Genomic DNA, 13,941 nt, shown 5'->3' on the forward strand with positions numbered 1-13,941 from the left:
ATCTATGCGCGCGAGCAAAGCAGAGAGGCGGCGGTGTGGCTTGGCAAAGCCGCTTAACAGGGTGGAATCGCCGCCAAAATGAACGAATTCAGGATAAATTTTTTCGATTTTTATTAGAGATGTAAATTCTATGGCCAATCCTGCAAAATTTCTTTACATATCTTATAAAAGATGATAAAATTTAGACAAGGTGCAGTATGTTGGCGCCTATAGCAAATAGATTATCCTTAAAAGGAGGAAAATAATAATAATGGATTCAAGAAAGATGAAAACTATGGATGGCAATAACGCTGCCGCACATGTGTCTTATGCGTTTACAGACGTTGCCGCCATCTACCCCATCACCCCGTCGTCCGTTATGGCAGATGAAACAGACAAATATGCCGCGGCCGGCAGAAAAAATCTTTTCGGCAGGGAAGTCAGGGTTACCGAGATGCAGTCCGAAGCGGGCGCCGCGGGCGCAGTGCACGGTTCGCTGGCGGCAGGCGCGCTGACCACTACCTACACTGCTTCTCAGGGCCTTCTCCTGATGATCCCGAACATGTACAAGATGGCCGGCGAATTCCTTCCGAGCGTCATCCATTGTTCGGCGCGTTCCCTGTCGACCCACGCACTCTGCATTTTTGGCGATCATTCCGACATTTATGCATGCCGTCAGACCGGTTACGCAATGCTCTGCTCCAACAGCCCGCAGGAGGTTATGGATCTGGGCGCAGTCGCCCATCTTTCCGCCATTAAGGGCCGCGTACCGTTTCTGCATTTCTTCGACGGCTTCCGTACTTCCCATGAAGTACAGAAGATCCACATGTGGGATTACGCCGATCTGGGCGAGATGCTCGACTGGGACTCTGTGGAGTCCTTCCGCCGCAACGCGATGAATCCGGAGCATCCGGTCACGCGCGGCACGGCTCAGAACGACGACTTCTTCTTCCAGGCAAGTGAAGCCGGCAACAAATTCTATGATGATCTTCCGGATGTTGTTGTCGACTATATGAATAAAGTCAACGCGAAAATCGGCACCGATTACAAGCCGTTCAACTACTACGGCGCACCGGATGCCGAAAGGGTCATCATTGCAATGGGTTCCGTCTGCGAAGCGGCGGAGGAAGTTGTGGATTACCTGAACGCAGCCGGCGACAAGGTCGGTCTGGTCAAGGTCAGACTGTACAGGCCGTTTGTTGCGAAATATCTGCTCGACGTCCTGCCGAAGACGGTCAGGAAGATTTCCGTACTCGACAGAACAAGAGAGCCGGGCTCCATCGGCGAGCCGCTGTTCCTGGATGTTCTCGCCGCGATCAACGGCACGGAATTCGGCGCTGTTCCGGTTTACACCGGCCGCTACGGCCTCGGCTCCAAGGACACCACCCCGGGCCAGATCGTCGCCGTATACCGCAACATGGAAACCGACACCCCGAAGAAGCGTTTCACCATCGGCATTATCGATGATGTCACCCATCTTTCCCTCGATATTAAGGAAAATCCGGACACAACCCCGAAGGGCACGCATTCCTGCAAATTCTGGGGCCTTGGCGCGGACGGCACCGTCGGCGCGAACAAGAACTCCATTAAGATTATCGGTGACCACACCGACATGTACGCTCAGGGCTACTTCGCCTACGACTCCAAGAAGTCCGGCGGCCTGACCGTTTCCCACCTGCGTTTCGGCAGCAAGCCGATCAAGTCCACCTACTATATCAGCCAGGCCGACTTCGTCGCCTGCCATAAGCCCTCCTATGTCGACGAGTACGACATGGTGCAGGACCTGAAGCCGGGCGGAAGCTTCCTTCTGAACTGCCAGTGGGATCTGGAAGAGCTTGACAAGAGACTGCCGGGCAAAATGAAGAAATATATCGCCGACAACAACATCAACTTCTACACTATCGACGGTATCAGGCTCGGTAAAGAGATCGGCCTCGGCGGCCGCATCAACACCATCCTCCAGTCCGCATTCTTCAAGATCGCAAATATCATTCCTTCCGAAAAGGCGATTCAGTATATGAAGGACGCCGCCCTGCATTCCTACGCGAAGAAGGGCCAGAAGATCGTCGATATGAACTATGCCGCTATTGAGCGCGGCGCGACCGATTTTGTCAAGGTCGAAGTTCCGGAATCCTGGAAGAACTGCAAGGACGATACCCAGGTGCATGTCTTTACAGACGGCAGACCGGAAACGCTGGAGTATGTCAACAACGTCATGGTTCCCGCAAACAAATACAAGGGCAATCAGCTTCCCGTATCCGCCTTTGTCAAAATGGCCGACGGCACTGTGCCGGCAGGCTCCGCCGCTTACGAGAAGCGCGGCATCGCGATTGATATTCCCGAGTGGCATCCGGAAAACTGTATCCAGTGTACCTTCTGCTCCTATGTCTGCCCGCACGGCGTTATCCGCCCGGTCGCTATGACCGCGCAGGAGGCCGCCGCGGCGCCTGCAAGCCAGAAGACCAAGGATATGACCGGTATGCCCGGCATGAAATACGCGATCACCATTTCTTCCTACGACTGCACCGGCTGCGGTTCCTGCGCATCCGTCTGCCCGGGTATGAAGGGTGAAAAGGCGCTGGTCATGAAGCCGATGGAAACACAGCTTGAAAGCCAGAAGGGCTTTGATTACGGCCTTACCCTTGGCGAGAAGCCGGAAGTCATCGAGAAATTCAAGCCTACCTCCATCAAGGGCAGCCAGTTCAAGCAGCCGCTGCTTGAGTTCTCCGGCGCGTGCGCGGGCTGCGGTGAAACACCGTATGCAAAGCTCGTCACACAGCTCTTCGGCGACAGAATGTATATTGCCAACGCGACAGGCTGCTCCTCCATCTGGGGCGGTTCCGCACCGGCCACACCGTACACCGTCAACAAGAAGGGATACGGCCCCGCGTGGAACAACTCCCTGTTCGAGGACAACGCGGAGTTCGGCTTCGGCATGACTCTTGCCCAGAACGCGATCCGCGGCAGACTCGCCGAGTATGTTGAAAATATCGAAGCTTCCGAAGCGGCTTCCGCTTCCCTGAAGGAAGCCTGCAAGAACTACCTTGCGACCAAGGAAGACAGCAACCTGAACCGCGCAGCAGCAGACGCTCTGATTGCGGAGCTCGGGAAAGCTGCAAACGGCAGCGACGATGTTGCAAAGCTTGCGAAGAAAACGCTTGTTGACAAAGACTACCTCGCCAAGAAATCCATGTGGATCTTCGGCGGCGACGGCTGGGCTTATGATATCGGCTTCGGCGGCGTTGACCATGTTCTCGCCTCCGGTGAGAATGTCAACATTCTCGTATTCGACACCGAGGTTTACTCCAATACGGGCGGCCAGGCTTCCAAGTCCACCCCGATCGGTTCCGTCGCTCAGTTCGCGGCAACCGGTAAATCGACAAAGAAGAAGGACCTTGCCGCGATCGCAATGACCTATGGTTATGTTTACGTGGCCCGCGTCGCAATGGGCGCAGACTACAACCAGACCATCAAGGCGATTTCGGAAGCCGAAAGCTACAACGGACCTTCCATCGTCATTGCTTACGCTCCCTGTATCAACCATGGTATCAAGGGCGGCATGAGCATCTCCCAGCTGGAAGAGAAGAAGGCGGTTGAAGCCGGCTACTGGACCAACTTCCGGTACGACCCGCGTCTTGCGGAGCAGGGCAAGAATCCGTTCCACCTCGACAGCAAGGCTCCTACAACCAGCTATCGTGACTTTATTATGGGCGAGGTTCGTTACAACTCCCTGACCCGTGCGTTCCCGGAGCGCGCAGAGGTTCTGTTCCAGAAGGCCGAAAAGGTTGCTGCTGAAAACTACGAGCACCTTGTGAAACTCTCCAAAATGGAATAATCTTTCTTGAATCAGTTGGCCCCGCGCGGGTTTCCGCGCGGGGCCTTCTTTGTGTGTTTTCCGTACTGGGAAATAGCTGTTTATCGGGGCAGATTGGCGGAAAAGACATATTTTTCCCCGATATAATAACTCAGGACATAATATAGCGGAGTTCCGCTTTCCAGCATTACCGTACAGCTCATTTTCAGAAGGGGTGAATTGCTTCTTAGTTTCAGGACCTTCTGAACATAAGGGGAGGGAAGTTCAGCTTCCAGCTGAATCTCTCCGTGATTCAGGTGGAGCCCGTAAACGTGCTCATACACATCGTAAAGGGAAGTGGTTTCCAGCAGATGAGTGTGCAGGTTCGGACATACCGTTTGCGGGATATAAGCGATTTCGTATGCCATCGGTTCCCCATTCGCCTTACGGATTCGGCAAATTTTATATACTTTTTCCCCTTGGGAAAGGGAAAGCCGGGCCAGAACATCCTTGTCGGCGTCCTCAAGCATTTCGATGGAGAGAATCTCTGAAGAAGGGGCCAATCCTCTTTTATGCATCAGCTCTGAAAAACTTTCCATTCTGGAAAGGGCGTAATCCGCTTTTTTAAATTTGACATAGGTTCCTGTTGCCGCTTTGCGAGTGATATAGCCCTCCTGCTCCAGCTTCGCAAGCGCCTTGCGGAGCGTATCCCTGCTGACCTGATATTGCTTCTGGTACTCCTGTTCGGTAGGAAGGTGCTCTCCGGCCTTCAATTCACCGCTGTCGATCTTGTGTTTAATATCGAGATACAGTTTCATGTATATAAAATTCTTTTTCTCTACCATTGGTCCGCCGCCCTTCCTTGATTTATTGTTATTATAGCATATTTTAAAAAATACAAAAAGGCAAAGTATGCCATACTTTGCCTTTTTGCGTAAACAGTGAACAGCTTATTTAAGAAATGCTTTGACAGCGTCTTGAGCCGCTTTTTCCACCATGTTGTCGAAAGAAGTTCCGATCACCAGAATGTTTACTTTTGTCTTCTTAAATGCTTCGAAGTTGTGCAGGTTAATCCCGCCTTCAGCAAGCGTTGGTACTTTAACAGCCTCAACCATTGCCGTTAAACGCTCCTGCATTTCCGGATGGATCTGATCGGCTGCGACCCCTTCATAGCTCATGCCCGACATCATTCCGATCATATCGGTCCCAACGCTTTCCATTTGTTTTGCTACCTTGTAGACCTCTTCCGGGGTTTCCGCCGGAAGGCCGAAGGTGTGCAGGTCACTTTCTTTGCCAATATAAGCATCTACCAGCAGCCCGTATTTGTGTGCTTTTTGAATCAGCTCTTCAAGATCTTTTAAAGAAGACTTGTGGGTATGCAGCCCGTCCGCACCGCTAAGCGCCATCATGATGAAATCGTCGTCAGTCAGAATTTTTGGAACGATTTCCGTAAATCCGCCGGGAATTCCAACGGTGATGTAAACATCCTTTGGTACGACGCTTCGCACGCCCTTTGTGACCTCGGCCATCTGCGCCACCGTGATCTCATGACGAATCTGTTCCGCGGCGTGCATGGTAACAACGCCGTTATGACCACGCGCAAGCGCTACCGCGGGATGGTTCGGCTCCAGCATTTTGATTCCTACGTCGGCCACTGCTTTGGCAATACGGGCGTCATCGCCGGTGATGCCGGTGCTGAGGATCGTGTGGCCTCCGCCCAATTTAATCGCATTGTAGACCTTTTCCATTCCCTGCTTCATTCTTTTGTCCATATCATTTTTAAACATATTCATACCTCTGTTTCATTATCGGGATTCATTACTTTGTTAACTTGTGCTTGTCCTGCTGATTGGCAATCGTAGTCAGAAGGAATGCAAGTCCGGCTGCCGACAGCATGCAGACAAGAAAGAAAATGCCTTTGTTTGGATTTGCGAGCATAGGGGCGATGACGGCTGGAACATATGCGGTTCCTTTTACCCCCAGCCAGCCGACCACGGCTCCGGCAATGGTCGAGGCGGCCAAAGCACCCCCAAAGACTTTTTTGCTTGAGAACATAAACGGATAGGACGCTTCCACAAAAGTGCCGAAGGCTATATTGATAATGAACCCGGGGAGCGCGACCGCACTTTCGCTTTTTTGTTTCGGGAAAAGGACATTTGCCAACGTAATACCGGCAGAAACCATTACCAGACAGGTCATGTCGATCGCGCCCAGGAAGCTGAAGCCATCCTTCTCCATTTCCAGTAGAATAATCGGAAGAATTGCGGCATGGTAGACGCCTCCGATAATAGCCGGCCAGATAAGCAGACCGGCGACCGCTCCCGCGAGAATGGGACTGTAGTTCAGCGCAAGGTCGATCAGCCAGCGAACCGTGTTGCCAAACCAGAGAGCAGCCGGTGCAATAAGGTACATACCCGTCAGCCCGGCTGTTAAACCGGATATGCCCCCGGAGGCGATATTGGCCGTTGTCCCCGGAACCTTATGCTTAAAGCAGAAGCTGCTTATGTAATACGTGAGAATGCCAGCGAGAATACCGGCGATCATTCCGCCGATGATCCCTCCGTCTTTTGCGAGGATTCCCGCAATGATACCGGCAACCAGGCCAACTTCGTCCATCCCGGAAACCTGCTTTGCGGCGATAGCCGCCAGAACGACGGGTAAGATTCCAATCAGGGTGTCAAATACGGTGCTCAGTCCGGCAAAAGCAGGAATTTTGCTCAGCGCCAGCACAAGCGCCATGGAAATAAAGCCCGGCATTGCCGCCATCATGATTCCTCTGAAGTTGATGCGCTTCCAGACGCTTCCGTCCTGCACGGAACCGCTCGAAGAGGACGCAAGAACCGGCATATATTTCAGCTTCCACTCTTTGGCCAGAGCGGAGACAAAGGCTACCGCTCTTGTACGGTTTGTCGTTCCGGTTGTGCCGGAGGCGGAGATGACTTTTCCTCCGAGAGACTGGGTGTTGGCAATGGATGTGCCCCCTGTTCCCACCAGTGGGATTTTTTTCTCGGCTGCTGCCGTAATCGCCAGATTGTTTACGCCTTTCGGGTCACAACTGAGAAGCATCATTGCATCGATCTCGCCGTCCATTATTTTATCTGCGAGCTGTTTATCAGACGCTTTTGCTGTTTCGTTTATTTTATCAAGAGGGGCTTCGCTGCTTTCTGTTATTTCACCGTTTTCCAAGGTGTACAGTTTGGCGTTTGTACCCTTATTGATATTGTCCATGGAACTGGTTGCGCCAATAAACTGAATGTAGGAAATGTCAATTCCCGCTGACTGGGCCTGCGTGAAGATTTCCTTTATCATGAGCCTGGGATTGTTTCCGCCCTGATTGTACAGATTCCCTCCACTGCTGCCTATAATTGCAACTTGTTTGTTCATAATAATGACCTCCTGTTTTTAACTCCTCTTTCCTCCGTATCCTGATCAAATAATCATTTTTTACGTTTGCCTCCTTTTTGCCCTGAAAGCTTTCAGCTGTAAGTAAATTATATATTATTATACGTATAATTAATATTGGTATTATAACCGAATATTTATTTATATTGTGTAATATTTAAATAAATATAAAGATAAATTATAGATATAATATACAATAACAATGCTTAGTATGTTTCCGAAAACCTATATATTGTATGGTTCTGAATGTTTTATTATACGTATAAATAAAAAGGCAGTCTGCTGGTAGAGGAAAATGGGTTCCGGAACAAAAATAAAAGTTCTATGAATAACATTGGATAAAATATTCACAATATATTGACTTATATATATGAAGTGATACAATATATGGTATCTTAAATGAATAGGGAAGGAATTGTGGCCATGACCATATCACAGAACGCGCTGACGGTATTGCAAAAGCGGTACCTGATCAAAAACGAAAAGGGAGAAACCACGGAAACCGTGGAGGGCCTGTTCCGCCGCGTAGCCGCCGCCATTGCTGCGCCGGACAGGCTGCACGACGGGAAAGCGGACGTTAAAGAAACGGAGGAAACCTTTTTCCATATGATGCGGGAGCTGGAGTTCCTGCCGAATTCTCCCACGCTGATGAACGCCGGGCGCCCGCTCGGGCAGCTTTCGGCGTGCTTTGTGCTGCCGGTCGCGGACAGCATGGAGGATATTTTTGAAGCGATCAAGCAGGCGGCGCTGATCCACAAATCGGGCGGCGGAACGGGCTTTTCTTTTTCGCGCCTGCGCCCGCAGGGCAGCACCGTCAACTCGACCGGCGGGGTCGCCTCCGGCCCGATCAGTTTCATGAAGGTGTTCAATATGGCGACGGAGGCCGTCAAGCAGGGCGGAACCCGCCGCGGCGCAAACATGGGCATCCTGCGCATTGATCACCCGGACATCCTCGATTTTATCGACTGCAAGGCCAACAACAACGAAATCAACAATTTCAATATCTCTGTGGGCCTGACGGAAAAATTCATGGAAGCGGTGGAGAAGGATACCGATTATGAGCTGATCGACCCCCACACGAAGAAAGCCGTTTCCGCTCTGCGCGCCCGCACGGTGTTTGACCGGATCGTGGACGCCGCGTGGCGCAACGGCGAGCCGGGCATTATTTTCCTCGACCGCCTGAACCGGGACAACATCGTGCCCTCGCAGGGCGAAATCGAGTCCACCAATCCGTGCGGAGAGCAGCCTTTGCTCCCGTATGAGTCCTGCAACCTCGGTTCCGTCAATCTGGTAAAGATGCTGAAGACGGCGGACGGAAAAACGGAGTTCGACTGGGACAAGCTTGGGCTGACGGTAAAAAACGCCGTGCATTTTCTGGACAACGTCATTGACGCCAACCGGTATCCGCTGGAAAATATCGACCGGGTGACCAAACAGACGCGGAAAATCGGCCTGGGCGTCATGGGCTGGGCCGACAGCCTGCTGCGGATGGGAATTCCGTACAATTCCGACGAAGCGATCGCGCTCGGAGAAAAGGTCATGAAATTCATTACCGGACGCGGGCGTGAGGAAAGCGCGGTCCTTGCCGAAAAACGCGGCGCGTTTCCGCTCTTCGGCGAAAGCATCCTGCCGCAGGACAGACCGATGCGCAACGGGACCATCACGACCATTGCGCCGACCGGGACCCTGTCCATCATCGCGAACTGCTCCAGCGGCGTAGAACCGGTTTTCGGCTATGTTTACATCCGCAACATCATGGACGGCACGGAAATGATCGAGGTCAACCCGATTCTGAAGGCGGAGCTGGAAAAGCGCGGGCTTTACTCGGACGAGCTGATGAAGCGCATTGCCAAAGAGGGGACGGTCGCCCACATTGAGGAGCTGCCGGAGGATTTGCGCCGGGTGTTCGTTTCCGCGCACGACATCAGCCCGGAGTACCATATCCGGATGCAGGCGGCGTTCCAGAAGGGAACGGACAACGCGGTTTCCAAGACGGTGAACTTCTCCAACGGCGCCGCAAGGGAGGATGTGGCCAGCGTGTATACGCTCGCGTTCCGTCTCGGCTGCAAGGGCGTGACCATTTACCGCGACGGCAGCCGCGCGGAACAGGTGCTCAACATCGGGCAGGTAAAAAAAGAAGGCCTGCCCGCGGCTGGGACGCCGGAGCATGGCCGGATTGTGCCGCGCCCGCGTCCCGACACGGTAACCGGAGTGACGGAGCGGGTGAAAATCGGCTGCGGCAACCTGTATATTACCGTCAACTACGACGACCAGGGAATCTGCGAGGTGTTTACCAATACCGGCAAGGCCGGGGGATGCCCGTCCCAGTCGGAGGCGACCGCGCGCCTTGCGTCCATCGCCCTGCGCAGCGGGATGGAGGTCGAAAGCATTGTCGACCAGCTCAGGGGAATCCGTTGCCCGTCGACCATCCGTCAGCCGGGGCTGAAATGCACCTCCTGCCCGGACGCGATTGCAAAGACGATTGAACGCGTTTACAAAGAGCAGGTCCAGCGGGGAAAGTGGCCCGCTCCCGCACCGCAAACCTCCAAACCGGAGAGGGAAGCCGCGGATTCCGCCCCGGGCAAGATGCGTTTCTGCCCGGAGTGCGGGGCAAAGCTGGAGCATGAGGGCGGATGCGTGACGTGCCGCCAGTGCGGGTACTCCCGCTGCGGCTAATGCGGTTTAGAATTCAATTCCCTTCCGGGCGGGGATGTTCCTGTCGTAGGGGTGCTTTCCCTTCCTGATTTCGGAAACATAATCGGCGAGCTCCAGAACCTCCGGTTTTGGGCCGCGCCCCGTCAGAACAAGCTCCAGCTTCCGGGGCTTGTTTTTTATAAAGTTGGTCAGCATTCCGCCCTCGAGCAGGCCGCGGTTGACCGCGGCAAATACCTCGTCCAGAATCAGCAGGTCGCACTCGTCCGCTTTGGCGGCGGCAACCGCCTTGCAGAACAGGTTGGCGCACAGGACGGCGGTTTCCTCCAGCTCCTTTTTGGTCATCTGAAAGGTGAACTTTACGGTCGGTACCGTGGGGAGCACGCGGAAATTTTCCAGCCGTTTCAGGGCGGCCAGCTCGCCGGAGCCGTTTCCCTTGAGGAACTGCGCCATCAGCACCCGCTTCCCGCTTCCGCAGGCGCGCACCCCCAGCCCGACGGCGGCGGTGGTTTTGCCTTTTCCGTCCCCGCAGTAAACATGAGTCAGTCCGTTCATCGCACATTCTCCATCCGTATAAAATTTATTTCCAATCCTATCATAGCACATTTTGGCGCAAATCCGCCGGGAAAAGAAAGACTTTCAGGAGGGTTTTGCGGCGGAATGGAAAGAACAGAGGAATCTTCCCTTTTTGTGTTCATAATTTCGTTAAATTCAGGTTACATATTTTTCTAAAAAATATCATAAAAATATAAACCAATCATCACATCCTTTTCACATAACACAGGCATAATCATAATCACAGAAAGCAAATCACCGCAGAAAGGAATGATTTCGATGTTTAATCCATTTGCAGACGATGACAAAAAAAGGAACCTGGCAAATCGTGGTTTAAACAGTAACGATACGGAACACAGAAGCACGGGACAGACGGAGTGGCAGGGGGATTTTTACCATTACAGCAAGCCGGCCGAACCCCCGGTTTACAGCTGGGAGCGGCCTTCCGTTCCCCGGCAGCCTGTTTTCGATTTTCAGGAGCCGCTTAAAAAGAAGCGCGGCGGCAAAAGAACTTTCGTCAAGGCGCTGGCGGGGGTCCTGTGCTGCCTGATGATTTCGGCCGGTTCCATCGCAGGGTTCGCGGCGCTGGTCAACAACGGGTATGTCAAGCTGGGAAACGCAAGCACCAGCGATCCGGCGTTTACCGTGACGAAGCTGGTCAACAGCGGCACCACCAATACCGCCGCGGTGACCGGGGAGCTGACCAAGCAGCAGATCGCCGAAAAGGTGGTCCCGTCGGTCGTCTGTATCCAAAACTACCAGATCGGCCAGAGCGCCCGCTATACCATGGGCGGGAACGGCGCGGGCAACGCGGGAAACAGCGACGAGGACAGTTCCGTCACCCCGACCAGCGAGGGCTCCGGCATTATCGCGACCAGCGACGGGTACATCATTACCAACGCGCACGTGGTCGAGGGCGCGTCTTCGCTCAAAGTCATCTTGTCCAACGGAACAAAATATGAAGCGAAGCTGATCGGCAGCGACAGCGTCACCGATCTGGCCGTTATTAAAATCGACGCAAAGGGCCTGACCGCGGCGGAATTCGGCTCCTCCGACGACCTTAAAGTCGCGGATACCGTCATGGCGATCGGCAACCCGGGCGGCATGGAGTTCAACTCCAGCGTCACCATCGGTTATGTTTCCGCGCTGAACCGCGAAATCACCAATTCCGATACCGGCTATACCATGAAATGCATCCAGACCGACGCCGCGATCAATCCGGGCAACTCCGGCGGCGCGCTGGTCAACATGTACGGCCAGGTCGTGGGCATCAACTCCTCCAAAATCGTAGCCACCGGCTATGAAGGCCTCGGCTTCTCCATCCCCATCAATGTGGCGCAGCCGATCATCAGCGACCTGAAGCAGTACGGCTACGTCAAGGACAGGGCGGTGCTCGGCATCTCCGGCCAATTTATCGATACCATGACTTCCCGTTTCTACAACCTGCCCGTCGGCATGTACGTCGGCTCCGTCACGAATCCGGAGGTTACCTCCGCCGGGATTAAAAAGGGCGACGTGATCACCAAAATCGACGGCAAGGATGTGACCGGCCAGAATGTGATTACCGGGGTGATTACGGGGAAGAAACCGGGGGACACGGTCACGCTGAGCGTTACCAGTTCCCTGACGGGGGAAAGCTTCACCGCCAAAGTGAAGCTGGCCCAGTCAACAGGAAAATAAGTTTCCTGCAAAACTTTTTCATAATACTCCCTTCTTTCATAAAAGCGGCGGAACCGAACCGGTCCCGCCGCTTTTATGTTTTATCGAATAGAGTGCCCTTCGCGCGGGGCATCATGATATTGTCCACCCGGGCGGCCATGCGTTCCTGCGAAATGGCGTCGATCAGCATCTTATCGATGGAATTTCCGCTTCCCCCGACCAGACCGAACAGCATTTTTGTCGCGGCCTCCACGGTGGGGTGCTCGTAAAAGCGGATGAGCAGCTTTTCTCCGTAGAAAATGAATTTCATCACGCGCAGACAAGGCGTTTCAATATAGGAGAGGTAAAGGATCATGACGGTGCGGTCCTCTTCGTCCGTCGTCAGTTTTGCCGTCGCCCCCACCGTGTAAACGTCGCCGTTCAGCGTTACGTCGCTGCGGCGGGGAACGCCGTCCAGCCCGGCCGTAATTACGTTTTCGTCGGTCCCGTCGTACATCGTGATCCTGCACAGGCCGGGCTCAAAGGAAAAGGAAACGCGGGTGATCCCCCCGGAAAAATTGTTGGTCACGCACTGCAGAATGAGCGGGAGCAGCGTTCCGTAGCTGCTGCCCAGCCGGTACTCCTGCTTGTCGATTCCCGCGGCGAGCAAGGGCGGTTCTTCGGCTTTCGGGGGGAAAAATCGCTGCAGAAACGTGTGGAGCGGATTGGATTTCCGGGGCCGGGGCGCTGTTTCGGGGACTGCGTACAGGCTGTCCAGTCTGCTTTTCAGCGAGCGGAGCGCGCGGATGTTCCGGGGCAAAGGATGGTCGAAGATCTTTTCCGCGCCGTCGCCGAAATAGGTTTCCACCAGCTCGATGGAAACGTCGGAAAACAGGTTCTGGCTTCCGCTTGTGATAGCCACCACCATGTCGCGTTTCGGAAGGACGATGACGTACTGGCCGAATACGCCGTTGTACTGGTACGCGTCCGCCGCGCGGAAATCCCATACCTGATACCCGTAGCCGACCGGATGGCCGTTTTCGCGGGGCGGGGCCTGCACTTTGGTCGATTCCCGAATCCATTCCTCCGGGATCAGCTGCCGTGTTTCGCCGCCGACGTCCCAGCGGCCGCCCTGCAGATAAAGCTGGCCGAGCTTTGCCATATCCGCGATATGCAGGGAAAGCCCCCAGCCGCCCTTTTCGATTCCCAGCGGGCAGGTTTCCCAGTCCGCATCCTCAATCCCCAGCGGAGCGAAAAGCCGCGGGGTCAGGTACTCCACCAGCCCCATGCCGGTTTTTTTGCGCACGATGGCGCTGAGCAGGTAGGAATTCATGCTGTTGTAGCTGAATTCGCTTCCGGGCTCGAAAATGCAGTCCGATGTCAGGAAAGCCCTCACCCAGTCCCTTTCCATAAAGGAACCGGCCTCGTTGAATTTGATGCCGCTGGTCATGTTCAGCAGGTGCCGAACGGTGATGCTGTTGATTCTGGGGCTGCGGAACATGACGCCCTTTTCGGGGAAGATGTCGATGACCTTTTCGTCAAAGGAGAGCAGGCCCTCCTCCATGGCGATCCCCACCGCCATGCCGGTAACGCTTTTGGAAAGGGAAAACATCATGTGCGGATACGCGGGGGAATAGGGCTTGAAGCTGCCCTGCGCAATCAGCTTTCCGTGCCGCAGAAGCATCACGCTGTGCGGACGGACGGCGGGGGAAGCGGCAAGCTCCTCAAAAAACCGCTCGATATATTCGCTGGGAATCCCCTCGTCCTCCGGTGTGGAGGCGGGAATCCCGCCGAGATCGGTTTTCGGGATATTCTTTTTCTTCTGCGGCTGAAACGGATACGGCGTGATGCGCCGCATATCGCCGCGGACAAATTTGATGACCAGATCAACGGTTTTCATCTGGGACAGCAGATCCAACATG

General features: G+C 54.1%; 8 protein-coding genes. 3 read left to right on the top strand and 5 right to left on the bottom strand.

The genetic code is table 11. The features are described from left to right. Positions 1 to 250 precede the first annotated feature (250 nt). Positions 251 to 3,814 (top strand): pyruvate:ferredoxin (flavodoxin) oxidoreductase, encoded by a 3,564-nt coding sequence (nifJ, locus tag VXK30_RS01300; RefSeq protein ID WP_275717716.1) that lies wholly within the window; start codon positions 251 to 253, stop codon positions 3,812 to 3,814. A gap of 80 nt (positions 3,815 to 3,894) precedes the next feature. Here nifJ and VXK30_RS01305 read toward each other — a convergent pair whose 3' ends face one another. The 3 genes from VXK30_RS01305 to VXK30_RS01315 all read right to left on the bottom strand — a co-directional run bounded on the left by VXK30_RS01305 (position 3,895) and on the right by VXK30_RS01315 (position 7,156). Further along, entirely contained in the window at positions 3,895 to 4,617 is a 723-nt protein-coding gene (locus VXK30_RS01305) for a GntR family transcriptional regulator (RefSeq protein ID WP_275717715.1), read from the bottom strand. Between the two features lie 105 nt (positions 4,618 to 4,722). Continuing rightward, positions 4,723 to 5,559, bottom strand: coding sequence for a histidine biosynthesis protein (locus tag VXK30_RS01310; RefSeq protein ID WP_275717714.1), 837 nt, complete (start codon positions 5,557 to 5,559; stop codon positions 4,723 to 4,725). Positions 5,560 to 5,590: 31 nt separating this feature from the next. Beyond that, a complete protein-coding gene (locus VXK30_RS01315; protein ID WP_275717713.1) occupies positions 5,591 to 7,156 on the bottom strand; it encodes a PTS sugar transporter in 1,566 nt (521 codons plus the stop codon). 441 nt (positions 7,157 to 7,597) lie between these two features. Here VXK30_RS01315 and VXK30_RS01320 point away from each other — a divergent pair, with 441 nt between their 5' ends. Then, complete coding sequence (locus VXK30_RS01320; protein WP_275717712.1) at positions 7,598 to 9,850, top strand: vitamin B12-dependent ribonucleotide reductase; 2,253 nt, start codon at positions 7,598 to 7,600, stop codon at positions 9,848 to 9,850. Between the two features lie 6 nt (positions 9,851 to 9,856). Here VXK30_RS01320 and VXK30_RS01325 read toward each other — a convergent pair whose 3' ends face one another. Further along, positions 9,857 to 10,381, bottom strand: coding sequence for a cob(I)yrinic acid a,c-diamide adenosyltransferase (locus VXK30_RS01325; protein WP_275717711.1), 525 nt, complete (start codon positions 10,379 to 10,381; stop codon positions 9,857 to 9,859). A 279-nt stretch (positions 10,382 to 10,660) separates the two neighbouring features. Between VXK30_RS01325 and VXK30_RS01330 the strand changes: the two genes are divergently transcribed. Beyond that, on the top strand, positions 10,661 to 12,061 hold the full coding sequence (locus VXK30_RS01330) for a S1C family serine protease (protein ID WP_275717710.1): 1,401 nt from the start codon (positions 10,661 to 10,663) through the stop codon (positions 12,059 to 12,061). 73 nt (positions 12,062 to 12,134) lie between these two features. On the opposite strand, the gene VXK30_RS01335 is transcribed toward VXK30_RS01330, so the two are convergent. Further along, positions 12,135 to 13,940 (bottom strand): serine hydrolase domain-containing protein, encoded by a 1,806-nt coding sequence (locus tag VXK30_RS01335; RefSeq protein WP_275717709.1) that lies wholly within the window; start codon positions 13,938 to 13,940, stop codon positions 12,135 to 12,137. Position 13,941: the final 1 nt, after the last annotated feature.

The organism is Caproiciproducens sp. CPB-2 (assembly GCF_036287215.1).
Lineage (GTDB): Bacteria > Bacillota > Clostridia > Oscillospirales > Acutalibacteraceae > Caproiciproducens.

Excerpts from the sequence above, each read along its gene's own strand:
- VXK30_RS01305 (WP_275717715.1), bottom strand. The coding sequence starts at position 4,617 with ATGGTAGAGAAAAAGAATTTTATATACATGAAACTGTATCTCGATATT.
- VXK30_RS01320 (WP_275717712.1), top strand. The coding sequence starts at position 7,598 with ATGACCATATCACAGAACGCGCTGACGGTATTGCAAAAGCGGTACCTG.
- nifJ (WP_275717716.1), top strand. The coding sequence starts at position 251 with ATGGATTCAAGAAAGATGAAAACTATGGATGGCAATAACGCTGCCGCA.
- VXK30_RS01335 (WP_275717709.1), bottom strand. The coding sequence starts at position 13,940 with ATGTTGGATCTGCTGTCCCAGATGAAAACCGTTGATCTGGTCATCAAA.
- VXK30_RS01325 (WP_275717711.1), bottom strand. The coding sequence starts at position 10,381 with ATGAACGGACTGACTCATGTTTACTGCGGGGACGGAAAAGGCAAAACC.
- VXK30_RS01315 (WP_275717713.1), bottom strand. The coding sequence starts at position 7,156 with ATGAACAAACAAGTTGCAATTATAGGCAGCAGTGGAGGGAATCTGTAC.
- VXK30_RS01310 (WP_275717714.1), bottom strand. The coding sequence starts at position 5,559 with ATGTTTAAAAATGATATGGACAAAAGAATGAAGCAGGGAATGGAAAAG.
- VXK30_RS01330 (WP_275717710.1), top strand. The coding sequence starts at position 10,661 with ATGTTTAATCCATTTGCAGACGATGACAAAAAAAGGAACCTGGCAAAT.